Source organism: Candidatus Palauibacter sp., assembly GCF_965197445.1.
In the GTDB taxonomy this organism is placed as follows: domain Bacteria; phylum Gemmatimonadota; class Gemmatimonadetes; order Palauibacterales; family Palauibacteraceae; genus Palauibacter.
Genome location: NZ_CBDANE010000005.1, coordinates 1,444,624 through 1,467,244, shown reverse-complemented (window position 1 = coordinate 1,467,244; position 22,621 = coordinate 1,444,624). Strand labels below are relative to the sequence as shown.

20 protein-coding genes and 1 pseudogene are annotated in these 22,621 nt (G+C 69.0%); 4 read left to right on the top strand and 17 right to left on the bottom strand.

Annotation, left to right across the window (positions count from 1 at the left end):
* Window positions 1–6: 6 nt before the first annotated feature.
* Window positions 7–1,518 carry an efflux transporter outer membrane subunit gene (locus ACN9M6_RS13745; RefSeq protein ID WP_419163456.1) on the bottom strand — a complete coding sequence of 504 codons (1,512 nt, stop codon included), beginning with the start codon at window positions 1,516–1,518 and terminating at the stop codon, window positions 7–9.
* A complete protein-coding gene (locus ACN9M6_RS13740; RefSeq protein WP_419163455.1) occupies window positions 1,515–2,174 on the bottom strand; it encodes a TetR/AcrR family transcriptional regulator in 660 nt (219 codons plus the stop codon). The genes ACN9M6_RS13745 and ACN9M6_RS13740 overlap by 4 nt, the downstream gene beginning before the upstream one ends.
* A gap of 134 nt (window positions 2,175–2,308) precedes the next feature.
* Here ACN9M6_RS13740 and ACN9M6_RS13735 point away from each other — a divergent pair, with 134 nt between their 5' ends.
* A complete protein-coding gene (locus ACN9M6_RS13735; protein WP_419163454.1) occupies window positions 2,309–4,036 on the top strand; it encodes a gamma-glutamyltransferase in 1,728 nt (575 codons plus the stop codon).
* Between the two features lie 75 nt (window positions 4,037–4,111).
* Here ACN9M6_RS13735 and ACN9M6_RS13730 read toward each other — a convergent pair whose 3' ends face one another.
* The 7 genes from ACN9M6_RS13730 to ACN9M6_RS13700 all read right to left on the bottom strand — a co-directional run bounded on the left by ACN9M6_RS13730 (window position 4,112) and on the right by ACN9M6_RS13700 (window position 11,092).
* On the bottom strand, window positions 4,112–5,389 hold the full coding sequence (locus tag ACN9M6_RS13730; protein WP_419163453.1) for a flavin monoamine oxidase family protein: 1,278 nt from the start codon (window positions 5,387–5,389) through the stop codon (window positions 4,112–4,114).
* Between the two features lie 388 nt (window positions 5,390–5,777).
* The gene (locus ACN9M6_RS13725) at window positions 5,778–6,641 is read right to left on the bottom strand and encodes an FAD binding domain-containing protein (protein WP_419163452.1); all 864 of its coding nucleotides are present in this window, start codon (window positions 6,639–6,641) and stop codon (window positions 5,778–5,780) included.
* On the bottom strand, window positions 6,638–9,001 hold the full coding sequence (locus ACN9M6_RS13720; protein WP_419163451.1) for a xanthine dehydrogenase family protein molybdopterin-binding subunit: 2,364 nt from the start codon (window positions 8,999–9,001) through the stop codon (window positions 6,638–6,640). The genes ACN9M6_RS13725 and ACN9M6_RS13720 overlap by 4 nt, the downstream gene beginning before the upstream one ends.
* Before the next feature lie 18 nt (window positions 9,002–9,019).
* Entirely contained in the window at window positions 9,020–9,487 is a 468-nt protein-coding gene (locus ACN9M6_RS13715; RefSeq protein WP_419163450.1) for a (2Fe-2S)-binding protein, read from the bottom strand.
* Window positions 9,488–9,637: 150 nt separating this feature from the next.
* Window positions 9,638–10,009, bottom strand: coding sequence for a hypothetical protein (locus tag ACN9M6_RS13710; protein WP_419163449.1), 372 nt, complete (start codon window positions 10,007–10,009; stop codon window positions 9,638–9,640).
* 2 nt (window positions 10,010–10,011) lie between these two features.
* Window positions 10,012–10,776, bottom strand: a complete 765-nt coding sequence (locus ACN9M6_RS13705; RefSeq protein WP_419163448.1) for a hypothetical protein — start codon at window positions 10,774–10,776, stop codon at window positions 10,012–10,014.
* On the bottom strand, window positions 10,766–11,092 hold the full coding sequence (locus ACN9M6_RS13700; RefSeq protein ID WP_419163447.1) for a PadR family transcriptional regulator: 327 nt from the start codon (window positions 11,090–11,092) through the stop codon (window positions 10,766–10,768). The genes ACN9M6_RS13705 and ACN9M6_RS13700 overlap by 11 nt, the downstream gene beginning before the upstream one ends.
* Before the next feature lie 255 nt (window positions 11,093–11,347).
* Between ACN9M6_RS13700 and ACN9M6_RS13695 the strand changes: the two genes are divergently transcribed.
* Window positions 11,348–12,511: a hypothetical protein gene (locus tag ACN9M6_RS13695; RefSeq protein WP_419163446.1), complete on the top strand. Its 1,164-nt coding sequence runs from the start codon at window positions 11,348–11,350 to the stop codon at window positions 12,509–12,511.
* On the top strand, window positions 12,508–12,900 hold the full coding sequence (locus ACN9M6_RS13690) for a co-chaperone GroES (RefSeq protein WP_419163445.1): 393 nt from the start codon (window positions 12,508–12,510) through the stop codon (window positions 12,898–12,900). Before ACN9M6_RS13695 ends, ACN9M6_RS13690 begins: the two co-directional genes overlap by 4 nt.
* A 15-nt stretch (window positions 12,901–12,915) precedes the next feature.
* Here ACN9M6_RS13690 and ACN9M6_RS13685 read toward each other — a convergent pair whose 3' ends face one another.
* The gene (locus ACN9M6_RS13685; protein WP_419163444.1) at window positions 12,916–13,491 is read right to left on the bottom strand and encodes a hypothetical protein; all 576 of its coding nucleotides are present in this window, start codon (window positions 13,489–13,491) and stop codon (window positions 12,916–12,918) included.
* A gap of 5 nt (window positions 13,492–13,496) precedes the next feature.
* Window positions 13,497–14,102 (bottom strand): hypothetical protein, encoded by a 606-nt coding sequence (locus tag ACN9M6_RS13680; RefSeq protein WP_419163443.1) that lies wholly within the window; start codon window positions 14,100–14,102, stop codon window positions 13,497–13,499.
* A gap of 186 nt (window positions 14,103–14,288) precedes the next feature.
* Between ACN9M6_RS13680 and typA the strand changes: the two are divergent.
* Window positions 14,289–16,152 (top strand): annotated as a pseudogene (typA, locus tag ACN9M6_RS13675) (translational GTPase TypA).
* A 254-nt stretch (window positions 16,153–16,406) separates the two neighbouring features.
* On the opposite strand, the gene ACN9M6_RS13670 reads toward typA, so the two are convergent.
* The 6 genes from ACN9M6_RS13670 to ACN9M6_RS13645 form a co-directional block, all read right to left on the bottom strand.
* Entirely contained in the window at window positions 16,407–18,284 is a 1,878-nt protein-coding gene (locus ACN9M6_RS13670) for a TRAP transporter permease (RefSeq protein ID WP_419163442.1), read from the bottom strand.
* A complete protein-coding gene (locus ACN9M6_RS13665; RefSeq protein WP_419163441.1) occupies window positions 18,281–19,255 on the bottom strand; it encodes a TAXI family TRAP transporter solute-binding subunit in 975 nt (324 codons plus the stop codon). The genes ACN9M6_RS13670 and ACN9M6_RS13665 overlap by 4 nt, the downstream gene beginning before the upstream one ends.
* A gap of 137 nt (window positions 19,256–19,392) precedes the next feature.
* On the bottom strand, window positions 19,393–20,793 hold the full coding sequence (locus ACN9M6_RS13660) for a sodium:solute symporter family protein (RefSeq protein WP_419163440.1): 1,401 nt from the start codon (window positions 20,791–20,793) through the stop codon (window positions 19,393–19,395).
* Between the two features lie 19 nt (window positions 20,794–20,812).
* The gene (locus tag ACN9M6_RS13655; protein WP_419163439.1) at window positions 20,813–21,253 is read right to left on the bottom strand and encodes a type II toxin-antitoxin system VapC family toxin; all 441 of its coding nucleotides are present in this window, start codon (window positions 21,251–21,253) and stop codon (window positions 20,813–20,815) included.
* Between the two features lie 6 nt (window positions 21,254–21,259).
* Entirely contained in the window at window positions 21,260–21,532 is a 273-nt protein-coding gene (locus ACN9M6_RS13650) for a CopG family transcriptional regulator (protein WP_419163438.1), read from the bottom strand.
* 18 nt (window positions 21,533–21,550) lie between these two features.
* Window positions 21,551–22,621 (bottom strand): P1 family peptidase, encoded by a 1,071-nt coding sequence (locus ACN9M6_RS13645; RefSeq protein ID WP_419163437.1) that lies wholly within the window; start codon window positions 22,619–22,621, stop codon window positions 21,551–21,553.

Below are 22,621 nucleotides of genomic sequence, written 5' to 3'. Positions count from 1 at the left end.
TCCGCCCTATCTCTGATCCGGGGGCATCAGCGCGCCCCCTGGTTCGATGTCCTGCGCTACCCACGCACCACCCAGCGCGCGGTGGACGGCGAGGCGCGCTTCGCCCATGCCCCGTTCGGCGAGGGCCAGCGTCGTCTCCGCCCCGTTCAGGTTGACCCGCGCGTCCAGGTATTCGACGTAGTTCCCGACCCCGCTCCGGTATCGCTGGAGCTGGTTTTCGAGCGAGGCGCGGGCATCCGCGACCTGCTCCACAACCTGGGCATGGCGCTCCCGCTCGTTCTCGAACTGCCGGAGGCTCGTCCGCACTTCCCGGTAGGCACCGAGCACCGTGCGCGCGTAGGCGATGAGGGACTGGTCGTACTGCGCCCACGCGACGCCGAGGTTGGCCCGCAGCCGGCCGCCCTGGAAGATCGGCGCGACGATCCCGCCGATCAGGTTCGTGAACCACTGGTCCACGTACAGCAGATTGGTCACTTCGCTCGACTGGAAGCCGCCCGAACCGTTGAGAGAGATCGTGGGCAGCAGCTCCGCCCGCCGCGCCCCCACCCGGAGTCGAGCCGCTTCGACGCGCTCGAGCGCGGCCATCACATCGGGCCGTTCCGCGAGCAGCGACGCAGGGAGCCCGGCGGGAATCGGCGTCGTGTCGACCGCCGGCGCGAGGTCCGCGGGCAACAGGTCCTCGATGGTTCCCGCGTATCGTCCCAGGATCAGGGCCAGGCGACCCTCCGCATCGTCGACGGCCGTCCGCAGACCCGGCAGATTCGACTCGGCGGTCCGGTACTGCTGGCGGATCGCGTAGAGCTCGAATGTGTTCGTGAGACCGGACTGATACCGCTCTTGAGTCAGTTCCGCCCGTTCCCGCAGCAGATCTACGTTGTCCTCGGCGACGGCGAGCTGGGCGCGCGCAGAGACGATCTCGAGATACGTCGAGATGGTCGAGGCGATGACAGTGAGGCGCACCGTCTCGGCGTCCCCCCGCGAGGCCAGGAAGTCCCGGACCGCCGCCCCCGACTCGTTTCGGAGACGACCCCAGAAATCGAGTTCGTACGAGAAACCGAGCGAGGCCGAGTAGGTGGTGAACTCGAACCGGTCGGGGAAGGAGAACGCGAGCCCGGGGATCCCCGCTCCATCGCCGTCTCCGTCGCCGAACTGTGAGCCGAGGCCGGTATTGGCCGGCGTACTCGACCGGTTCGCATCGCCGTTGAGGCTCAGCGCCGGGAAGAGCGGCGCTCGTGCGATCCGGTAGCGGTGCCGCAGTTCCTCAAGCCGTGCGATCGCCTCCCGCAGGTCGAAGTTCTCGGTCAGGGCGGTGTCGATCAGGCGGTCCAGCGTCGGATCGGCGAATGCCTGCCACCAGCCTCCCGCATCGCCGTCCGCGCGCGACGCCTCGACATCGTAGACCTCCGGCATCTCGGCCACCTGGACGGGAGTCCGCGGTCGGGGCGCGAACGTGCAGGCGCCCGCCAGCGCGACGAGAAGCAGCGCGCCACCAGGCCGCAGTCCCCTCGGGCCGATCATGCCGGTGACTCTGTTCGGGCGCGAACCTCCGACGGGCGAAGGCCCCCCAGCAGAAGATCGACGATATGCGACTTCCGCTCGTGGACGAAGCGATCGAAGTCCTGCACGGCCTGTGAGTGGAACAGACGAACCGTCGGCAGGGCGACGAACGGGAACAGGCACGCCGAGACGATGGTGAGCAGCGTATGCCGGAGGTCCACCTCCCGGATCTCCCCCGCGGCGATCGCCCCCCGCAGCCGCTCCTCGAGCAGCAGCCCGGGTACCCCCTCGCGCGCCTCGAGCGCGGCCGTCAGGTGTCTCTCGAGCGCCCCGCCACCGCACAGACACTCGTTCAGCATGAGGCGAGCCATGTCCTGATGTTCGTAGATGTAGTCGATGTAACCGTAGACGAACGCGCGCAGACTGTCCTCGAACCCCTGCTCTTCCTGCAGCGACTGGCTCAGTCCGGTCATGAACTGGCGGCAGCCGTGCGCGAACACGGCCTCGTAAAGCTGCTCCTTGGTGCGGAAGTAGTAGTGCAGCAGGGCGCGATTGATCACCGCCCGATCCGCGATCTCCTGGAGCCGTGCGCCGTCCCGGCCCTTGCGGGCGAAGACCGCGAGCGCCGCGTCGAAGATCCTCTGCTCGGTGCCCGGTGCGACGGCGGGGGATTTCACGACCATCACGACCTCCGGGCGTTTTGCAAGAGTGTTTAACTTTTTTGTCAACGCGGCTCGGACTCTAGTCACGGCTCGTACGGAACGCAAGTTTCTCTCTCCTGCTACCCCGCGATGAAAGCGACGGAGGACAGATGAAGACAGGTATTCGAGTCCGCACCGCAACGGTTGGTGCAACGTTCGCCCTTGCAGCGCTGCCGGCCTGGATATGGGCGCAGAGCGCGCCCCAGGTGGCAAGGTCGCCTGATGGGGTCGTCGTCGCGGCGCAGCCTCTCGCCGCCGCCGCCGGGGCTCGGATGCTCGAGCTTGGCGGGAACGCCGCCGACGCGGCTGTGGCCGCGGCCTTCGCCATCTCCGTCGTCGAACCGAGCATGAACAGTATCGGAGGACGGAATCAGATCCTGATTCGTACGGCCGACGGCATCGTCGCCGGCATCGATGGGACGACGTCGGTCCCTCTCGGATACGACCCGGCGACGGCGCCGCGCGCGGCCTACGGCTACCCCACGGTCGGCGTGCCCGGCACCGTTGCCGGGCTGATGCGCCTGCACGAGGAGTACGGATCCCTGCCGCTCACCACAGTCATGGCCCCGGCGATCGACTACGCGGGACACGGATTCCGGCTGCTGCCCGGCGAGGCGCGGCGCCAGTCCGCATCGCGTGACCAGGTCGCCGAGTCGGAGGGGGCGCGGCGCTACTACCTGAGGCCGGACGGATCCCCGCACGACCCCGGAGACCGGCTCGTGCAGTCCGATATGGCCTCGACCTTGAGGGCGATCTCTCTGGGCGGCGCCGAGGCCTTCTACCGTGGCGAGATCGCGGCCCGCATCGCCGAGGACATGGCGGCCAACGGCGGCTTCCTCACGCGCGAGGCTCTGGCCGCGTACCGGGCGGAGGATTCACGGATCGTGCGGGGCTCGTATCGAGGGTTCGAGATCGTCGGCTCGGACATCCCGGCTTCGGGCGCGATCGCGATCCTGGCGCTCCAGATCGCTGAAGTCTTCGATCCCGACGGCATGAGCGACGAAGCCTGGGCCTCCGTGATCGCCCAGTCCCTGGCCCTCGCGATGACGGAATATCGACGGGACAGTTCGGACTCGTCGGCCGTCCGTGTCACATCGAAGGTCTTCGCGCGAGAGCTTGCCGAGCAGGTAACGGTGCCCGCCGCCGCCAGCCTCGAGTCGGGCTCCCGGTCAGGCTCGGGGACACCGCCGGCAGGTCGGAGCCTCGCGCTCGCCGGCGTGGGTGCGGACCTCCATCTGCCGCCGGACGAAGGGCACACGACACACCTGTCGGCCGCCGACGGGAACGGCATGGCCGTCGCCCTCACGCAGACGATCGGCCCGGGTATGGGTTCGAAGGTCGCGACGCCCGGACTCGGATTCCTCTACGCGGTGACGCTGGGCGGGTACCTCGGGATCAGCGAACCCGGCGAGCGCGCCCGATCGGGGATCACACCTTTCATGGTGTTCGACGACGGCGAACCGCTCCTCGTCCTCGGGGCCGCCGGCGGCATTCGGATCATTTCGGCCGTCGTCCAGGCCGTGACGCGCGTGGTCGATGACGGTCTGGCGCTGCCGGCCGCGCTCGCCGCCCCGCGCGTGCACCCGAACATGGGCCCCGAGGGGTTCTCGGGCTTCGCCGTGGAGGCGGCGCCGGAGGACGGGTGGTCCGAGGCCGCTGTCGCGGCGTTCCGCACGATGGGGTTCGATATCACGGCTACGCCGCGTCAAGGCGCATTCGGTCGCATCCACGGCCTCCAGTACGACGCGGAGGCGGGCATCTGGATCGGCGCCGCCGACCCCGACTGGGAGGGCACTGCGGTGGCGCCCCGCCCGGCCGGAGTGAGCGGAGGCAACTAGCGGTCGATCAGGCGCCCTGCAACGTGTGGTGGAGCGAAAGGCCGCCCCCCCCCGCAGGAAATGGCCAGAATGGCGTTACACCGCCAACCATTCCGGCGCATGGAGGCCAGCCGCGAAACGGCGCACCATCCGCCGCCGCGAGATTGCCACGACCGCGCCGGAGCGCTCCCCCGTCACCGTCGCATCGATCTCCGAGGCAGCCCGCAGGCCCGACTGGAGGGCTCCCTGCATCCACCCCCGCTCCCCCGAGGCGTGCTCGCCAGCGAAGTGAATGGGGCCCTCGGGTGATGCCAGTTCCGGGTGCTCCGCAAACGGGGGATCGTACTGGGTGTAGGCCGCCCCAATCCAGGGCTGGTGCTCCCACGCGAAGTGGGTTCCGCGCTCCGCGACCTCGCGCGAGCCGGGGAAGAAGCCATCAAAGCGATCGATGAAGTCGGGCACGATGGTGCCGGGCTCCATCGCCGCGACCGTGCGCGCCATGTCTCCGAACATGTAGGACATCAGAATTCCCCGAGGCCCCGGCTGATTCCAGGTGGGATGCCATATTTCCGAGAACCCCCCCACAAACGACAACCCCCATCCGTTCAAGCCGTCGCCCTCCCAATTTCGTTCCGCATACTGGACGTAGACCCGAGTGACGTCCTCGTAGGCAGTGGCTTCGAAGGCCGCTCGCTTCGCTTCCGAGAGGATGGGGTCGAACACGATCCTGTCGATGACGGGGAGGGGGACGGTGCAGATGAGGTGGCCGCCCTTCAGTTCCTCCGCGGCGTCGCCGGTTCCGTAGGTGGCCACCACCCCGGCCTCATCCCGGACCACCCTCGTCACCGGCGAGCCGTACCGCACACGGTCTCCGAGCGCTTCGGCGAACGCCATCGGCAAGGCATCGGTCCCAGCCGGAATCTTGAGCCACGTGTCCCGCCCCCCACCGAGGAACACGCCCGGCGTCTCCCGGTAGCGGTCGCCCTGCTCGGGAACGACGAGGTACTCACCTTCCTGCGTATAGAAGGGAGATGTCTCGATGCCGAAGTGGTCGATGTAGCCGAGCGTTCGATCATGGTCGGGTGGGATACGGGCCGGGCCGGATTCGGCGATGAGCCCGTCGTCGAAGGGCTCGCGAAGTGTCTGCGCCCGGCCCCCGGCTGCGTTTCTTGCTTCCAGAACCCGGACATCGTGCCCCGCCCGGACCAACTCGTATGCGGCGACCAGCCCGGACAGACCGGCGCCCACCACGATCACGTCGACCCGATCTTCGGGTGGGGGCGGCGGCGGTGGCGGTGGCGGCGGCGGGGGCGGCGGTGGCGCGGGGGGAGGCGCGGGCGGGGGCGCAGGGGGCACACTGACGACCGGACCCATCCCGTTGTCCGAGCAGCCAGTGCCCAGGGAGAGAGAGACCAGGGCGCCACTACCCCGGACGAGAAAGTTCCGGCGGCTGACAGTTGTCTTCTTGATGTTGGCTCCTTAGTGACGATCGCGCCGCCGTGGCGGAGTGAGATAGATGTTCGTCTCAGTTCTGGCGTGGAACGTCGCGCGCCCTGATGTCGGTGGACTGCAGGTCTTCCCGGTCTTCCGCGGTGCCTCTCCCTGTCGGAGGGGATGAGCGAATGAGACCGGCAAAGTGCGTACCTACAAACGTTTATCGCCCGAGAAAGTCTTGGCAATCCCCCATTCGGGGGACCTGCGTCACGATCCCCCGCGACGGACCGCCCACGCGCGCAGTGTGTGCAGTGTATAGAGAGCCGGGCTAACGTTTCATCCCGGGGCAGCCGGCCGCCTCGGCGACGGCGCGCCGGATCAGCACCTCCGCGAGGTGCAGGCGGAACTCCGAACTCGCGTTCTCATCCGCCGGGGGCGTCTCGAGTTCCGACACCTTCGAGACCGCCGCCATGATCTCGGCCTTCTCGGAGGTGCCGGCGAGGGCGGCCTCGACCGCGTGCGCCCGCAGCGGCGTACCGCCCATGTTCGTGAGGCCGATCGCGGCCCCCGCGATCCCGTCGCTCCAATGCACGACCGCGGCGACTCCGACGATCGCCCAGTCCTGCGCGCGCCGCTGGAACTTGTGGTACGCGCTGCCCCACCCGTCCTTTCGCGGCACCCGGATCCCGGTCACGATCTCACCGGAGTCCATGGCCGGCATGAACGGCCCGACGAAGTAGTCGGCCGCGGCCACGGAACGCATGCCGCCGCTCCCCGCCACCGAGATCACCGCGTCGAGTGCCAGGAGCGCGGCGGGAAGGTCCGAAGCCGGGTCCGCGTGCGCGACGGAGCCGCCGATCGTGCCCCGGTGCCGCACCTGCGGGTCGCCGATCCCCTCCGCCACCTGCGCGATGAGACCGCAGCCGCCCGTCAGTTCGGACGCGCCCGCAAGCTCATGGTGCGTCGTCAGGGCGCCGATCGAGACCGAGTCCCCATCCGCGTGCACGCCCCGCAGTTCATCGAGCCCGCCGATGTCCACCAGCAGCGTCGGCCGGGCCAGGCGCAGCCGCATGAGCGGAAGCAGCGAATGTCCGCCGGCCAGCGGCCGCGCGTCCTCTCCTCCTTCGGCGAGCAGACTCAGGGCCTCATCGAGAGAGGCCGCGCGCTCGTACTCGAACGAAGCCGGAATCATGCGTCACCTCCCTGGGCAGCCTGGATTGCGCGCCATACGCGTTCCGGCGTCGCCGGCATCGGGATGTCCGCCACGCCGAGATGCGCGAGCGCGTCCACGACCGCGTTGATGACCGCCGGCGCGGAACCGATCGTCCCCGCCTCGCCGATCCCCTTCACCCCCATCGGGTTCGAGGTGCTCGGCGTCACCGTCCGATCCGTCTCGAAGAAGGGGAACTCGGCCGCCGACGGCACGAGATAGTTGATCATCGAGGACGTCTCGAGCGTGCCGTCCTCGGCGTAGGTCGCCTCTTCGTACAGCGCCGCCGCGATACCCTGCGCGACCCCGCCGTGCACCTGTCCGTCCACGATGACAGGGTTGATCACCGGCCCGCAGTCGTCCACCGCAATATAGCGGACGAGTTCCACCGCGCCGGTATCGGTGTCCACCTCGACCACGGCAACATGCGTACCGAAGGGGAAGGTGAAGTTCGGCGGATCGTACACGCAGCCCGCTTCGAGCCCGGGCTCCGAGCCCTCCGGCAGGCTGTGCGCGGTCCACGCCGCAAAGGCGAGTTCGGGCATCGACTTCGTGCGGTCCGGAACCCCCTTCACCGAGAACGTCCCCGCCTCGTAGTCGAGATCCTCGGGCGCGACCTCGAGCAGGTGCGCGGCCAGCCGCCGCGCCTTGTCGACGACCCGGCCACAGGCGTTGTAGACCGCGACCCCGGCCACCGCGAGGCTCCGGCTGCCGTAGGTGTTCATCCCGTGGGGCGCGACGTGCGTATCGCCGTGCAGCACCGTGACATCCTCGTAGGGAATCCCGAGCGCGTCAGCCGCGATCTGGGACCATGAGGTCACGTGTCCCTGGCCATGTGGCGAGCTGCCCGTCACGACCTCCGCCTTCCCGGTCGGCAGCATCCGCACCGTGGCCGCGTCCCAGCCGCCCGCTGCGTACTTGAGCGAGGCAAGCACCTGAGAGGGCGCGAGCCCGCAGATTTCCACGTAGGAGGAGAACCCGACGCCGATCTGCTTGCCCGCCCCGCTCTCCCTGCGCTCCGCCTGGTCGCTCCGGAACCCGTCGTAGTCCAGCAGTTCAACGGCACGGTCCAGCGCCGGCTCGTAGTTCGCCGAGTCGAAGGCGAGGCCGCCCGGGCTCTGCACCATGTCGCCCGCCGGGAGGAAGTTCCGCCGCCGGATCTCCACCGGGTCCACCCCCACTTCGCGCGCCAGCGAATCGATGGCCCGCTCGATCGCGTAGGTGGCTTCAGGCCGGCCTGCGCCGCGATAGGCGTCCGTCGGCGTCGTGTTCGTGAACACGCCCGTGCACTCGAAGTGGTATGCCTCCCCACCGTAGCAACCGCAGTAGAGGAAGGCCCCGAGAAGCGGGACACCCGGCGCCACGAGCTGCAGATACGCGCCCATGGCCGCGAGAATGTTCACGCGGTATCCCAGAATCGTGCCGTCCGAGGTCGCCGCGATCTCGATCTCCTGCACCTGGTCCCGCCCGTGGATCGTGGCGACGTATCCCTCACTCCGGCCCGCCACCCACTTGACCGGCCTGCGGAGCCGGCGCGCGAGGGCGATGCAGAGGGCTTCCTCCGCGTACACGTTGAGCTTCGACCCGAACCCGCCGCCGACATCCGGCGCGATCACGCGGATCTGCGACTCGGGAATCCCCAGCGTGAGCGCGAACAGCACCTTCGCCACATGGGGGATCTGCGTGGTCGACCACACGGTGAAGTCGCCCGCCGCGGGAACCGACTGCACGACGACCGCGCGTGGTTCCATCGCGTTCGGGATCAGCCGGGGCTGCGTGTAGCGTTCCCTGACGACGACGTCGGCCTTGGCGAAGGCGGCGTCCACGTCACCGTTTGTCAGGGCCCAGGTGTAGCTCTTGTTGTCGTCGAACGACTCGTGCACGCGGGGCGCGTCCTCCGCCAGCGCCGCTTCCACGCCCACGACCGCCTGGAGTACCTCGTAGTCGACATCCACCAGTTCGGCCGCGTCGAGCGCCGCGTTGCGGCTGGTCGCCACGACGACCGCCACCGCGTCGCCCACGTAGCGCACCGCGTCCTGCGCCACCGGCCAGTGATCCGGGATCCGGATGTCGTCCGTCACGGGCCACGCCATGGGCAGCCCCGCCGCCCATTCTCCCGCCAGATCGGCCCCACTGTACGCGGCCACGACGCCATCCGCGGCCGCGGCGGCGGACGTATCCACCCCGTTGATCCGTGCGGCTCCGAACGGGCTCCGCACGAGCGCCACATGAAGCATTCCCGGCAGATTCAGGCCTTCCACGAACTGGCCCTGCCCGGTGAGAAGCTTGGGATCCTCTTTCCGGGGGACCCCTCCGCCTACGTATTTTTCAGCCGTCGCCATGTCTCTCTCTCCCCGCCTCTAGGCGCCCATATCGTCGGCAGCGGCGAGCACCGCCTTGACGATGTTGTGGTAGCCGGTGCAGCGGCAGAGGTTGCCCTCCAGCGCCAGCCGAACCTCCCCCTCCGTCGGCGAGGGGTTCTCATCCAGATAGCCGACCGCGGCCATCATCATCCCCGGCGTACAGAAGCCGCACTGGAGGCCGTGGTTCTCGTGGAACGCCTTCTGGATCGGGTGCCAGTCGCCGTTCGAGGCGAGACCCTCGACGGTGGCCACCTCCTGGCCGTCGGCCTGGACCGCGAGCACCGTACACGACTTCACGGACTGCCCGTCCATGAGCACCGTACAGGCGCCACACGAGGACGTATCGCAGCCCACGTTCGTGCCGGTCAGTTCCAGTTGTTCGCGGAGAAAATGAACGAGGAGGGTGCGGGGTTCGACGTCCGCCTCATGCCGAACCCCGTTCACGGTCACGGAGATGCGCTTCATGCGGCCACTCCTGATCCTGTGCCGGCGGGAGCGCCGGCGGAGCTCCAGAACGGGACTCATCCGGCCGCTCGTCGGCCGGGGGATCTCAGTCTAGAACGGGCCGCCGGGCCGGGGCAACGGGGGATGCCGCGTCGCGCTCCCGCAGCTCCCTTACACGGCCTCCTGGCGGCGCGCCGCCGCGTATTGGAGGGCGAGCCAGGCGACTGAGGCCAGGCCAAGGATCACAAAGCCGACGACGGAGCTGCCCATGGTCACCTGGACCCCACTCCACACGAGGCTCGCACTCACCTCGCTCGCCTGTGAGACAAGGTCGGCGACAATCCAGGCGCCGATCAGCGACCCGAGGACGCCGAGGCACGCGGCGAGGGCACCGAGGACAAGGACGGAGTGGATGCGCAGGCTTGCCGCCGGGGCCCCGGGGCGAGACAGGTCGATCGTCGCGCGCACGATCTGCACCAGCATCAGAATCAGGACGAGCCAGATGGGATACTGGATGAGTCCCAGTTGGTCGAAGAAGGACATCGTTACCTCCGCTTCAATGAGGTTGGTGTGAGCCCTGAACCGGCAAAGAACGTCGATATGCGCCTCTCGATCATCTCGTCGCTGATGAGGCGCGGGGTGATCGCGAGCCAGCCGAAGAGTCCGAAGATGGCCGCGCCGAACCCGAGTGCGGCGAAGGAGACGATGCGGCGTACGGCGTCCCAGATGGCTGACATCGCAAAGGCTTCGGCTTCGAGCGCCTCGTAGGCGCTGTAGCCCGCCCAGGCGGCGCCCAGCGCCCCGAGGGCGACGGCGGCGACAATGAGGCCGACCTGGCGCTCCCACAGCTGGCGTCGCAGTTCCGGCCGCAGGTCGCCGTCGATCCAGAGACGCTTGGCGGCCAGGGTCCAGTTGGCGGCGAGGAGCGCGACAACGACGACCTGCGGCCAGGCAAGGACCGCGGAGCCGAGCGGGCCCGACGAGATCAGCGTCATGCACGCCGCCGCCCCGGCCAGGACCGCGGCCACTGTTATGCCGAGACGTTCCACCCGGTCGAGCCATCCTGCGGTACGGGCCCAGCGGCCCACGCGCGGCGCGTGCTGCGCTTCGAGTTCCGCGAGCGTCTCGCCGGTTGGCAGGAGCTGGCGGAAGGCGGCGCGGCGGGCCTGGGCCGGACCGTACCCGCGACGTTCCAACACTGCCTGCAGGGCCTCCGCGTCCGCCCCCAGTTCCTCAAGCAGTTCGAGTCGGCGCCGCGGCGACACGTCGAGATCGCGCTCGACCGCCTCCAGCGGGTGCTCACGCCGCATGGGTTCCGCCCAGAAGCTCGATCAGGACGCGAAACTGGCGCTCCAGTTCGACTGCCCCGGCCTGGAGTTCGGCGCGCCCGGCGTCCGTGATCTCGTACGTCTTTCGTCTGCGGTTCCCGTCGCCCCACTCGCCCCGCACCCGCCCGTCCGCTTCCAGCCGATGGAGGATCGGGTAGAGCGTCCCGTGCTGGAACGAGAAGGCCCCGCCCGTCCGTTGCTCCACCGAGAGCGCGATCTGGTAGCCGTGGGCGGGCCCGCGCTCAAGAACGGCCAGCACCAGCAACTCGTTGATTCGCTTGCTCAGCTTGGCCTGCATGGTTCGTCTCGCGTGACGGGCCTGGGTCAATCTGCGTTCGAAACCGATGATATAAAGATCATCTTTATATCGCAAGTCTGTATATCAAACCCATCTCGTCCGAGCGCGAGAGGCGTGGCGGTCGCCGGGGCGTGCCGACGATGACACGGGGCATGTGGTGGGTACCCCAAGCCGTGGCGGTCAACGACATTGTTGAGCGACGCGAAGGCCGCCCTCGACGCGGTCCGCGGACCAGCGCAGGAATCAGGGAGACGAATGTATACGACGTGCATCTTCTGCCACGGCGACCTCCACCGGAACGAGGCGATCGAGGAGTTCCCGGTCGGGCGCCGCCTCGCCTTCGACGGCTCGAAGGGGCGGTTCTGGGTCGTGTGCCGGCGCTGCGAGCGCTGGAACCTCTCGCCGCTGGAGACACGCTGGGAAGCCATCGAGGCCTGCGAACGCGCTTTCGAGACCACGCGCATGCGCGTCGCGTCGGACAACATCGGCCTCGCTAAGCTCAAGGAGGGCCTCGAACTCGTGAGGGTCGGCGACCCCGTACGCCAGGAGTTCGCGGCGTGGCGCTACGGCGACCAGTTCGGCCGACGGCGCAGGCGGGCCATGCTCATCACCGGCGCGGGCGTGACCGCGGTCGGGGCCATCGTCGCCGGCGGCATGTTCGCGGGTGTCTCGATGGCGTTCGTCGGCAGTTGGGGCCACATGATCGGCGCCTGGCAGCAGCGTCGCGTCGTTCTGCGTACCAGAGACGAGGCGGGAGATCCGATCCGGATCCAGCGAAAACACCTCTACACGTCGCGGCTCGTGCCGGGGGAGGATGCGACCGGGTGGGATCTCCAGGTCGACCACCTGCCCGGCTGGGGGAATCGGGACCGGACTGGCAAGCGGAAGAACCAGCGCCATACGATGATCGTTCGCGGCAGCGAGGCGATCGGGCTCGCGGGACAGTTGATGGCCCGTGCGAACCATTGGGGGGGTGCCCGCAAGTCGATCCAGGCGGCCGTGGCCAGGATTGAGACGGCCGGTCACCCCGAAGCGTTTCTTCCTCAGGCGGCGGAGATGGCGTTCCGCGACTTCCGGCACTCCGGAAAAACGAATCTGTCCAGCAAGAAGATCGAGAACCTGTCGAAGCCGATTCCCGGTTCGCTGGCCGGACTCAAGGTCGACATGCGGCTGGCGATCGAGATGGCGACGCACGAGCAGGCCGAGCGCGCGGCGCTGGAGGGAGAACTGAAGGAACTCGAGGCCCGGTGGCGGGAGGCGGAGGAGATCGCCCGCATCGCCGACAACCTGTTCGTCCCCGAGAGCGTCGACAGCTTCATCGCCGGAGCGCGGTCCCAAGTCGACCCGCAGGCCCCGGACACCTATCGTTCCGATCCGGCCTCCGGCACACCCGGACGTCAACAGGACTGGAGCCCTTGAGCGAGAAGACACTCATCGTCGTCGGCGACCGCGTGCTCGTGGAGCCGCTGGAGGGCGAGGATCGGACGAACGTCGGCCTCTACCTGCCTCCCACGGCCATCGACAAGCAGGCCGTGCAGTCGGGTACGGTCGTCGCGGTCGGTCCGGGCACGCCGGTGGGACCGCCCGCCGAGCTGGGGGACGAGCCATGGAAGATCGGCGCGGCGGAGGCGCGCTATCTCCCCATGCAGGCGCAGCCCGGGGACTACGCCCTCTTCTTCAGGAAGGCCGCGGTCGAGATCACGTTCGAGGGCACCCGGTATCTCGTCGTCCCGCAGGGGGCGATCCTCACGCTTGTGCGAGAGGAAGCCGAGGAGGTTCCTGAAGGGTTCGACGCCTCGTTCCTCTGAACACCGTGCGGCCAGCTACCGCTCGACAGGTCCGATCCGGTTGGGGCGGAGCGAGTGGCAATTCACTTCCCAGGCCGAGGCCGGGGCCTGCACCGAGCCGCCGCCCCCCGCGTCCGCGGCCTCCGCTTGCCCCCGTAGCCGCGCGACCGCCCGTCCGACCATGCTGCCGCGGCTGCGGCGAAGCGCCACGGCGCCCCGCACCTCGCTGCTCGACCAGATAAGCCAGAGGGTGTCGGCCCGAGTGAACCAGCGCGTCTCCAGTCCCGACATGTCCGCATCGGCCTCCAGCGGCACGGCGCGACGGGCGCTCATCCTCCTTCCGTATTGGTCCACCGAGTCGGGGAACAGGATGAGGGATCGCACGACCGGCGGATCGGCAGCGGCCGGTTCGCCATCGTCATCCGAAACCCAGGTGTCGAACTGCAGCCGGTGACAGCCGAGAAAATCCCACGCGCGCAGGTCGGCGGGCTCGGGGGGCGGTTCGGGCGCCACATCCCGGAAGCGGAGCGAGATCGTGACCCAGACGAAGGCCATCATGAGCCCCACCACCAGAAGCAACCGTTTCGGCTTCGCGCCGGCTGTCCGTGGCAAGGCTGCTAGGCCCGCCTCTCCGGCGGAGGGACGAAGAGGACGGGAAGCCTCTCGTGCGCGCGGACGGAAAGAGATGTCTCCACATCCGCCGACGAAACCCGGCCCGCGTCGAGGTTGTCGGGTGAGGTCCACGCCTCGCTGTTGAGGTCGATCGCGAGCGTCATGTTGCTCCCCGGCGCAACGAAGATCGCGGTCGGGAGGCGGGTCTCGATCGAAAGCCGTTCATCGCCCACCCTGAGGTGGACGGGGTCGTGCAACACCCGGCCCTCGATTTCGGCGCCGCCCTCGATGCGGGCCACGCCCCACCCGCCGTTCAATCTCAGGTACGGGTACGTTCCCGCGGGAACGTCGATGTCCGGGTGCAGCCTGATCGCAGCCCCGGCCGACTGCAGTTCGAGATCGACCTGCCTGGGGCCCCCGAGTGAGATCCAGTCCGTTCCGTTCCGTGAGATCGATACCCGGAGGTCGGCGCTGAGCCGTCCGCGGAAGGAGGCGGGACTCCCCACGCCATCGTCCGTCACGACGACGTTGAGCGTGCCCATGAAGACGGATTCGGGGCGCGTCGTATCCGCGCAGCCGGCGGCGAACAGGACGACGCCGACAAGGACCATGCAGCGCTTCAGCTTCGAAACAACCAGCGTACTCTCCGTGCCTGGAAGGTTGCCGCGGCAATCTAGCAAACCCCGCGTAACGATGCACAGTAACTCGCAGCCCGGCTTGGTGGTTCGGAGCCGGACGCGTAGGATCCCCTCCCCCAGCACGACCACGAGAAGGACCACGAGAACACCGAGGCCCGTTTGACGTTCCCGCGGCGGGACATCAGGAACATCGCGATCATCGCCCATGTCGATCACGGGAAGACAACCCTCGTCGATCACATGCTTCGGCAGGCGGGCGCCTTCCAGTCTCACGAGCGGGTCGAGGACCGGGTCATGGACTCCAACCCGCTGGAGCGGGAGCGCGGGATCACGATCCTGTCCAAGAACACGGCGGTGCGCTGGGGCGAGACCCGCATCAACATCGTCGACACGCCGGGCCACGCGGATTTCGGGGGCGAGGTCGAGCGTATCCTGAGGATGGTGGAGGGCGTGCTCCTGCTGGTGGACGCGGCCGAGGGCCCCATGCCGCAGACGCGTTTCGTGACGCGGAAGGCCCTCGCACTGGGTCTCGCGCCCATCGTCGTAATCAACAAGGTCGACCGGTCCGGGCAGCGCGCGGCCGAAGTGCACGACGCCGTGCTGGAGCTGTTTCTCGAGCTGGACGCCACCGAAGCCCAGCTGGACGCGCCGTTCCTGTACGCGAGCGGGAGGGAGGGATGGGCGGCGCGGGAGATCGAGGCGCGGGGGGGAGATCTGGAGCCGCTGTTCGAGACGATCGTTTCCGGCGTCCCCGCCCCGGCGGGCGACGCCGCGGGGCCGTTCCAGATGCTGGCTTCGACCCTGGATCACTCCGCCTACGTCGGCCGCATCGCGATCGGCCGCATCGAGCGGGGCGCGGTCGCCGAGGGGGATCGTGTGGTACTGCTTCCGCTCGGAGAGCCGGGGCCCGTCCCGGCCGAGGAGGCGATCCCGTCCCGCGTACTCCGGATCTACGGCTTCGAAGGGCTGAAACGGATCGAGATGCCGCGCGCGAGCGCCGGAGAGATCGTGGCGCTGGCGGGGCTCGAGGGGGTGGAAATCGGCCAGACGGTGGCCGACCCCGACCACCGGGAGCGTCTGCGGGGGATTGCCGTCGAGCGGCCCACCCTCGCGGTCGACTTCCGGGTCAACGACGCCCCGTTCGCCGGACGGACGGGGAAGTACCTCACCACGCGACAGCTGCGCGAGCGCCTCTTCCGCGAGCTGGAGCGGAATGTCGCCCTCCGCGTCGAGCCCACGGAGTCGCCCGACACCTTCGCCGTCTCGGGCCGGGGAGAACTCCATCTCACCATCCTCATGGAAACGATGCGGCGCGAGGGATACGAGTTCTCCGTATCGCGGCCACGCGTCATCCTGCGCGAGGGTCCCGACGGCGAGATCCTCGAGCCGTACGAAGAGGCCGTGGTCGAAGTCCCCGCGCAGATGGTCGGCGTGGTGATGGAGAAGATGGGGAGCCGGAGAGCGGAACTCCTGTCGATGCGGCCGACGGACCAGGGCCCGGTGCGGCTCGACTTCAGGCTCCCTTCACGCGGCCTGTTCGGATACCGCTCCGAGTTCCTCACCGACACGCGCGGCGAGGGCCAGTTGCACCACCGGTTCCTCGAGTACGGACCCCGTGCGGGCCATCTCGAGCACCGGCGGACGGGGGTGCTGGTCGCCGACCGCCCGGGGATCGGTGGCCTTCGCTCTCTTCAATCTGCAGGAGCGGGCCGAAATGCTGGTCGGGCCCGGCGTCGAGGTCTACGGCGGGATGATCGTGGGGGAGCACGTCCGCCCCGGCGACCTCGAGGTCAACGTGTCCAAGGGCAAGAGACTCACGAACATGCGGGCCGCGGCCGCCGATGAGCACGTCCGGCTGGAGCCGCCACGCGGGCTGACGCTGGAACTGGCGCTCGAGTTCATCAACGACGACGAGCTGATCGAGGTGACACCCGACGCCATCCGCCTCCGCAAGCGCCTGCTCGACCCGAGCGAGCGGAAGAAGGCGATGCGGCGGGCGGCCGCGGAGGCCCGCGAGGGCTGACGCCCGTGGCGCCGACGCCCGCCGGCGCTGGTTCTGGATCTCAGGATGGTTGCTCACCGGCGCGAGATCTCGAGCCATCATGGGAGTCTCCCTGCCCCTGTGTCGGCCTATGCCAATTGAAAGTCTGATTTTGAATTGGCTTAAGGCTTCACGCGTTGGGCCTCGGCGGCGTCGGGGTCGTCGTCGTCGAGGAGACTTCCAGCAACAACCCCCCAGGCAGGAACCTCAGGTCGGACTCCTGGCTTAGACTAAGACTAGCGAGCCTGCGGCGCCTCCCGCCTCCCGCGGCTGTTCCGGGCGTGGAGGGCGAACACGGCGGCGCCCAGCAGCACGCCCGCGATCCGCACCGGGTCGTTCGGAACCAGGATGAGCGCGGCCGCCAGCACGAACAGCGCACGTTCGACGACGCTGCACGCGACCAGGGCAAATCCCTCGATCGCGTACGCCACGACCGAGACGAGCGCCACCGTGCTGACGATGGCGAAGACGAACTCCGTCACGGAGGTCCCCTCCACCAGGATGAGCGCCGAATACGCCATCATGGCCGGCACGATGAAGAAGCCGAGGGAGAGCTTCACGGCCTGGGTCGCGGTCCGCATGGGAGGCGCCCCCGCGACCCCGGCGCCGGCGAAGGCGGCCAGCGCGATGGGCGGCGTCACGTTCGACGTCTGCGAGAGCCAGAAGATGATCATGTGCGCGACGAGGAGAGAGAGCCCCAGCCCTTCCAGGGCGGGCGCGGCCATGACCGAGATCACGATGTAGGCCGCGGTCACCGGTAGTCCCATCCCGAGAACGAGCGCCGCGAGCGCGATGAAGATGAGGGCGAGCCAGAGCTGGCCGCCGGCCGCCTGCACGACGGACTCGGTGAACTGGAGGCCGATTCCGGTCTGGCCGATGACCCCGACCACGATCCCGGCGGTCGCACACGCGAGCGAGATCGGCAGCGCCATGACGGCTCCCGCCCGGAGCCCCTCGAGGATCGTCCGCCACCCGACCCTCGTCCTCTTTCGGGCCATCCCCGTGACGACGACCGCGAGGCAGCCGACGGCTCCCACCAGCGGCGGTGAGTAGTTGAGCAGCAGCAGCGCCACCACGAGCCCGAGCGGGAGCAGGAAGTGGACCCCCTCCCTGAGCGTGCGCCTCACGGCGGGCGGGTTCGACATCCCGCGCAGGCCGAGCTTCAGCGCCATGAGGTGAACGAAGAGAAGCGTGCACCCGAAGTAGAGGATGGCCGGGCCGATGGAGAGCCCGACGATCTCCCGGTAGGGCGTGTTCGTGAAGTCGGCCATGATGAAGGCGCCGGCGCCCATGATCGGCGGCATGATCTGGCCGCCCGTTGACGCGGCCGCCTCGATCCCGCCCGCCTGCTCCGAGCGGTAGCCGAGCTTCTTCATCATCGGAATCGTAAGCGCGCCCGTCGTCACGGTGTTCGCGATCGCCGAACCCGAGATCGACCCCATGGCGGCCGAGGCGATCACGCTCGCCTTGGCCGGTCCCCCCCGGAAGCGGCCGGCGGCGGCGAATGCGAGGTCGATGAAGAACCGCCCCGCCCCCGTCACCTCCAGGAAGGCGCCGAACAGGACGAAGATGAACACGGTTCCGGCCGCGATCCCGAGTGGGGTCCCGAACAGCCCGGCGCCCGTGAAGATCTGGAAACGCAGAATCCGCTCGACGCTGAAGCCGCGGTTCGCGACCACCTCCGGGAGCAGGTGCCCCAGCGCCGCGTAGAGAAGGAAGACCAGCCCCACGGCGACCATCACCCAGCCCACGGCCCGGCGCGTCGCCTCGAACAGGAGGACCACGAACACCAGTCCCACGATCAGGTCGTGGGTGCCGAGTCCGTACAGGATGTGGTCCACCCCCCGGTAGTCGAAGCCGACGATCACCCAGCCGCAGTAGAGGGCGGCGAGCGCGAGGGCGGCGTCGAGCCACAGGCACCAGCGCGGGGCGGCCCCTTCCCGCGTCCACGAGGGCTTGGCGAGGAAGGTGAGGACGATGACCCAGGCGAGGTGGATGGGTCGAGCCAGCGTGGCGGAGAGCATGCCCGACGTGCTCTGCCAGAGCTGAAACAGGGAGAGCCCGATCGCCAGGGCGAAGAGGATGTACCGCCAGGGCAGCTTTTCGGTCGTCAACGGCCGCCGGAACCCGGCACTTCGCCTCCCAGGACTTCGTCGTAGTAGCGCCTCGCCCCCGGATGGATCGGGAAGTCGCCCACGTCCCGGGCCGATGCGGGCGTGATGAAGCTCGCGACGCTGGAGATGTTCTCGAGGTCCCCGCGGCGCTCGAGCATGGTCCGCGTGAGATCGTAGGCGAGCCCCTCATCCATCGAGCGCGACACCACGAGGAGGTTCCAGAGGGTCGGGGTCAGCACCGGCTCATCCACGCCGCGGTAGACACCCGGCGGCATGTCGAACCTGGAATAGGCGGGCTCCGCACGGACGATCGTCGCGATCTCGTCGTCCGTGAACGGCACGAGGACCATCTCCCGCGACACCGCGATCTCGACCACGGCGGGCATTCCCACTCCGCCGGCGATGAACCCCGCGTCGAGCGTCCCGTCCTTGAGGCCGTTCGACATCTGCGCGTAGTTGAGTTGCCGGACGGTGAAGTCTGACTCACCGATGCCCATGGCCTCGAGCACGTTCCAGGCGGTGACCGCATTCCCCGATCCCGGCGGGCCGACGGACACGCGGCGCCCGCGGAGATCCTGCACGGATTCGATCCCCGTGCTCCGGAGCGTCACCAGGTGCACGACGTTGGGATAGAGTTTGCCGATCGACGTGAGCGGCATGGGTTCGGGAAAGCGCCCCGCTCCGGCCAGCGCGGCGGCGAGGGCGTCCGCCTGCGTGAAGCCGACCTCGCTCTCGCCCTTGGCGACCTGGATGAGGTTCGTGACGGAGCCGGCGGTGGTCTCGGCCTTCATGTTCACGCCGTCGACGTGCCGGGACCATATCGACGCCAGCCCGCCCCCGAGCGGGTAGTAGAGGCCGTTCGTGTTTCCCGTTGCGATGGAGAGCGTCCGCTGTCCTTCGCCCCCACAGCCCGTGAGCCAGACGGCCACCAGTATGGCGAGCAGGACGCCGCGCGCCGCTTTGTCAGGCACCCCTGCCGGCATGGTCCGCCCTTTCTTCCGTCAAGTCGCGGGGAGCTTAGCGCCGCCCCAATCCGATATCCAGCGCGGTGCGGACGTGCCGCTGCCTTGTAGATGCGGAACGGCGTGCCGGATTTGCAAGGATGGAATCACGCGTCTCTTCGTCGGCCGCGTGCGAAGGCAACGAGGCCGAAGACGGCGGCGGAGACGATGAGGCCGATGAGCGTGCGGTCCAGCAGGGCGGGCGCATCGGCGGGGGCGAAGATCCGGACGGCCGCCAGCGCCGCGAGGCCGGCCCCGATGGCGGCGAGGGCCTCGGGGACACCGCTCCTCCGCGAATGCAGTCCGGCCGCGACCGGCACGAAGAGGCTCACGCTCAGGATCGAATAGAAGATCGTCAGCGACGCGATCACGCTTTCGAGCCATAGCGCCAACAGCACAGCGAGCGTACCGCCCGCGATGGCGGCGCCTCGCGCCACGCGCAGCACCTGTCCGCTGGTGGCCTCGGGGCGGAGAAAGCCCTTGTAGAGGTCCTTCGAGAGGGACGTCGAGAGCATGAACAGGCCGGCGTCGGCCGAGCTCACCTCGGCGGAGAACACCGCGGCCAGACCGAGGAGCCCCAGAGCCGGCGGCAGCGCCGTGGCGAGCAACATGGGCAGCGCCTGCTCACGGCTCGCGAGCGCCGGATCGTAGACACGTGCGATCATGCCCAGCAGCGTCGGCGCGAAGGCGAACAGCACCAGCGCGACGCCCGCCGCCAGCAGCCCTGTGCGAATCGCGCGCGGGTTCGCGGCGCCGTAGACCTTCTGGACCAGACCGGGCGAGATGATGAACGCCGGCGCGAGGAGCGCGATGTACACCCAGCCGGATGCGCCGCCCTGCCACAGACTCAGGTAATCCGGCGACGTCCGCGCGGCGGCGGCCTCGACCGCCGACCAGCCGCCGATGTCGGCGAGCGCCCACGGGATCGCGATCGCGAACCCGGCCAGGATGACGACAAGCTGCACCAGGTTGACCCAGGCGGAGGCCACGAGGCCGCCCGCGCTGAAGTAGACGATGACGACGATCCCGCCGATGAGGGCGCCCACCCAGCGCGGGGACCCGGCGACGACGGAGACGATCTCGGCCATCGCGATGAGCTGCCCGGACACGATCGTGAGCGTGGCGAACCACAGCAGCCCGGCGATGAGCAGCCGGACCGAGCGGCCGTACCGCAGTTCGAGGTAGTCGCCCATGGTGAGGAGCCCGTGGCGCGCGGCGACCTGCCAGATGCGCGGGCCGACCCAGACCGCGAGCAGGATCGTGCCGATGCCCGCGGAGCCGACCCACCACCACGCACTCAGTCCGTCGCGATAGGCGAGCCCCGCGGCGCCGACCGTCGTGCCGGCGCCGAGGTTGGCGGCGAGGATGGTGGCGAAGAGCAGGACGGGGCCGAGCTTGCGGTCGGCGACGAAGAAGCTGCCCGCGGCGTCGACCCGGCGGCCGATCCACGCTCCAAGGGCGATGAGTCCGGCGGCGTAGCCGAGGATCCCCCACAGGCTGGCCGTCATGTGATCGCGGGCGGCGCGCTCATATCGAAGGACGCAGTGGGTGTTGCCATCTGAGCTCCGGGAAGCGCCCGAAATCTGCGTCGGTCGAGACCATGGTGCAGCCGTGTTCCAGCGCGATTGCGGCGTGTTGGGCGTCCGCGACCAACCTGCCTGTGGCCCCCGCCAGGCGACACAGGCGTTCGAAGATCGCCATGTGCTCAGGGCCGGGGCCGATGATCCGCGCGGTCGGGCGCTCCGTGAGTGAAGACACGAATGCGAACGCCGTGTCCAGTGTGGAGGGGGGATCGAACACGCGGGAGTTGGTCACGATGCGAATGAAACCGGAAAGGACGAGAACGGACAAAGCGAACGGTTCCGATCCGGTTGCCATGCGAGTAACCCACTTCGCGTACTCGAGATGATCCGGGGTCGAATCCTCGACATACGCATAGATCAGGACGTTGACATCGGGAAGCAGCACGTAGACTCAGCCGCGCCCGAACCGGGACTCATCGTCTCCGGCCTCGAGGGCCCTGGGCCGGTCGAGGTCGACGCCCGGACGCAGGCGGGCGCGCACGGTCACGAGTCGGAAAGGCGGCGCCGGCTCCGTGCGTACACGCTGCTTCAGTGCATCGTCCAGGGTTCTTGCGATGAAGGCACTCACGCTCATCCCGCGGGCGGCCGCTTCGCGGCGCACCTGCCTGTCAAGTCGGTCGTCGAGGGAAATCGTCGTTCGCATGGTGAAGAGAATAACAGCCATGCATCACTGCATCAACGATCAGCCGCCGGCGCCCGCCAGATCCGCGACCGAGGGGATGCCCGGGAGTCCGGTCGCGGCGCGGACGGCCCGCAGGATCGCCTCCGACATGACCTGCGCGGCGAGCGCTCCGATCCGCGTCAGCCCCCCCTCGTCCAGGTGCACCCCCGTGGCGAGACCGAACACCGTGTCGCCGTCCCTCGGCGTGTGGGCCGGGTAGACCGTACGGGCGACCCCGTCGTGCGCCATCTGCGCGACCTTCGTGATCTCCGCCTTCGTCAACGTCGCGTTCGTGGCCACGACGCCGATCGTCGTGTTCCCACCGACCTCGCCCCGGTTCCCCGGCACCTCACCCGCCCGCAGCAGCGCCCGCGCGTCCGCGAACCCCGTCCCGTCCTCGGTGCGGACCCCGGCCACGATGCTTCCCGTCGCCGGGTCGATGATGTCGCCGATCGCGTTGACGGCCACGATCGCGGCGACCGTGAGCCCGTCATCGAGCGTGATCGACGCGGTACCGATCCCACCCTTCATCGCCCGCTCGAGCCCCCGCAACTTCCCCACGGTGGCTCCCGCCCCCGCACCGACGCTGCCCTCGGCGGACGCGGCCACGCTCGCCGTGCGGGCGGCCTCGTAACCGCACTCCGGCCCCGGCCGGACCGACCCATCCCCTACTCCGAGATCGAACAGGATGGCCGCCGCCACGATCGGGACGACGTGATCCCCGGCCTGGTAGCCGATCCCGCGCTCCTCGAGGTGCCGGACCACGCCCGATGCCGCGTCGAGCCCGAACGCGCTCCCGCCCGAGAGCACGATGGCGTGGACTTCCTGCACCTGGTTGACCGGGTCCAGGAGCGCGATCTCCCGCGTCCCCGGCGCCCCGCCCCGTACGTCGACGCCGGCCACCGCGCCGTCCTCGGCGATAACGACCGTACACCCGGTAGGCCGCTCCTGGAGCGTGAAGTGCCCGAGCCGCAGACCCTCCACCGCCGTGATCCCGGCTCCCGCCGGGTCCGATGCCTCCTGCGCCACACACCCTCCCGTCTGGGCGAACAAAGCGAACACGGCGAGTCCGACGAATCCTATGGTTCGCAT

What these genes read in the sequence shown, in the direction of transcription:
- ACN9M6_RS13745 (WP_419163456.1), bottom strand. Translation starts at nt 1,518, where the DNA reads ATGATCGGCCCGAGGGGACTGCGGCCTGGTGGCGCGCTGCTTCTCGTC.
- ACN9M6_RS13730 (WP_419163453.1), bottom strand. Translation starts at nt 5,389, where the DNA reads ATGGGTCCGGTCGTCAGTGTGCCCCCTGCGCCCCCGCCCGCGCCTCCC.
- ACN9M6_RS13705 (WP_419163448.1), bottom strand. Translation starts at nt 10,776, where the DNA reads ATGCGGCGTGAGCACCCGCTGGAGGCGGTCGAGCGCGATCTCGACGTG.
- ACN9M6_RS13695 (WP_419163446.1), top strand. Translation starts at nt 11,348, where the DNA reads ATGTATACGACGTGCATCTTCTGCCACGGCGACCTCCACCGGAACGAG.
- ACN9M6_RS13660 (WP_419163440.1), bottom strand. Translation starts at nt 20,793, where the DNA reads ATGACGGCCAGCCTGTGGGGGATCCTCGGCTACGCCGCCGGACTCATC.
- ACN9M6_RS13720 (WP_419163451.1), bottom strand. Translation starts at nt 9,001, where the DNA reads ATGGCGACGGCTGAAAAATACGTAGGCGGAGGGGTCCCCCGGAAAGAG.
- ACN9M6_RS13650 (WP_419163438.1), bottom strand. Translation starts at nt 21,532, where the DNA reads ATGGCTGTTATTCTCTTCACCATGCGAACGACGATTTCCCTCGACGAC.
- ACN9M6_RS13725 (WP_419163452.1), bottom strand. Translation starts at nt 6,641, where the DNA reads ATGATTCCGGCTTCGTTCGAGTACGAGCGCGCGGCCTCTCTCGATGAG.
- ACN9M6_RS13735 (WP_419163454.1), top strand. Translation starts at nt 2,309, where the DNA reads ATGAAGACAGGTATTCGAGTCCGCACCGCAACGGTTGGTGCAACGTTC.
- ACN9M6_RS13700 (WP_419163447.1), bottom strand. Translation starts at nt 11,092, where the DNA reads ATGCAGGCCAAGCTGAGCAAGCGAATCAACGAGTTGCTGGTGCTGGCC.
- ACN9M6_RS13645 (WP_419163437.1), bottom strand. Translation starts at nt 22,621, where the DNA reads ATGCGAACCATAGGATTCGTCGGACTCGCCGTGTTCGCTTTGTTCGCC.
- ACN9M6_RS13710 (WP_419163449.1), bottom strand. Translation starts at nt 10,009, where the DNA reads ATGTCCTTCTTCGACCAACTGGGACTCATCCAGTATCCCATCTGGCTC.
- ACN9M6_RS13680 (WP_419163443.1), bottom strand. Translation starts at nt 14,102, where the DNA reads ATGGTCCTTGTCGGCGTCGTCCTGTTCGCCGCCGGCTGCGCGGATACG.
- ACN9M6_RS13715 (WP_419163450.1), bottom strand. Translation starts at nt 9,487, where the DNA reads ATGAAGCGCATCTCCGTGACCGTGAACGGGGTTCGGCATGAGGCGGAC.